Origin of the sequence: Halalkalibacterium halodurans (genome assembly GCF_004376175.1) — a bacterium.
Lineage (GTDB): Bacteria > Bacillota > Bacilli > Bacillales > Bacillaceae_D > Halalkalibacterium > Halalkalibacterium halodurans.
Genome location: NZ_SNUY01000145.1, coordinates 1 through 1,579, shown reverse-complemented (window position 1 = coordinate 1,579; position 1,579 = coordinate 1). Strand labels below are relative to the sequence as shown.

Here is a 1,579-nt window from a genome sequence, read left to right as displayed (position 1 = left end):
ATTGTATAATTTTACCAAATGGACAGTGCCACCTTTCCCTTGGTGTTGTCTTTTTAGCTCATTTACTAGAATGAACAAATAACAGAATAATCAGATTTTAAGTATCTTCTTTTATGCAACGCTAGTGGTTTTTTTAATCTCTTTTAATTGTATCATGACTGTTACTCCTCTCGTTTAAGTAAACGACTGACTGGCAACCTACGAAAGTGTAAGTATAGCGGGATAATGGCCAATATCATTAGGGCAAGAGCACACAAAAAAATCACCATCAAAACCAATAAAGGCACATTGAACCCCATAATAACAAGAACGAGTAATATAGTAGGCAAACCAACAAGCACTGCGATTTCAGCGACACTATACAAAAATAATTGACGCATGCTCCCACCAGAGATCAGATGAATCATCATATTTTTATAGTTATCTTGAATTTTCTTTCTCAACATCATTGAAATGCCGAATATACATACAATAAAAAGCACAGTTGCGATAAATAAAAGCCAGTATATCGATTCTGCTATTGCTTCAAACAGCTGACCAAGCGGAGTGGTGGGGGAGCCCATCATTATGGCATGCGGGAATCGACTAGCAGCCTTTGCCTCTTCTAATGCCGCTTCAACCGCATCCCTTTCCGATTCACTGTAAATCGCTCCCCAAATCAGGTTAAAATAGTGTCGTTCTTGGAAACCCTCTTCCTCTTCACTATTAGGTTCTGCAAACTGCTGTGCTGGTATGACAATATTGCGATCTAAAAAGACCTCGGGTTCACTAGGACTACTGACAAACTGGTTTTCCTTTAAAAACCCTTTAACCTCCAGCTCAAACTCTTGAAATAGATAGTCCGCTTTTATATGATCCCCCACCTCAAAGTATTCTGAGTAGGCGGCCCCTAAAAGTACCGGAATTTGGCCGGGGGCATTTGAATGATCAAAATCCTCCGAAGTTAAGGTCTCTCCCTCCATCACCTGGATCGGAAATAAATTCAGCGCTTGCTCGTTTAGTGTGACTGTCTTTACCGTGTATTCATCGTTATAGATTGGCCTTGGATTCCCTTCTTCGTACCCTTCTAAAAACGATTCATCGATCTCGATTTGATCGGTAGGTATAAATAGGGGTTGTTGGCTTACATGAATGAAGGTTTCATTTAAGTTCTCTTCTAGATATGTATAATAGTGTTTCAGTCGATCCAATGCTTCGGGCTCGTCCAAATAGGCTTTAAATTCACTATCCTCATATAATGAATCACTAATTCTGTAAACATGTAAACCTTTAAAAGAGCTTACACTACTTTCCTTTTCCTGAAGGTGAACATAACTAATGATGATGAGAATGACAGAAAGTAGAAAAACAAGAATCCCGAGCATAAGAAAGAACGTCATCATTTTTTTACGCCTAAGACTTTCTGAAACTTCACTTAAGATCATATTCATTGCTTCACTCCCTCTCTTCTATACGTATTGTCAAAACTTTATATAAAAATAGGTTATTAAATCCTATGTTAGAGGGCTTTATAAGCAAAAAAATTGCCACCCCCTGATTTCTGTAGATAATTGAGGTTACCATAGACCCAATTCCAGAA

1 protein-coding gene is annotated in these 1,579 nt (G+C 38.3%); it reads right to left on the bottom strand.

Annotation, left to right across the window (positions count from 1 at the left end):
• Window positions 1-161: 161 nt before the first annotated feature.
• Window positions 162-1,430, bottom strand: coding sequence for a hypothetical protein (locus E2L07_RS20450; RefSeq protein ID WP_010897916.1), 1,269 nt, complete (start codon window positions 1,428-1,430; stop codon window positions 162-164).
• Window positions 1,431-1,579: the final 149 nt, after the last annotated feature.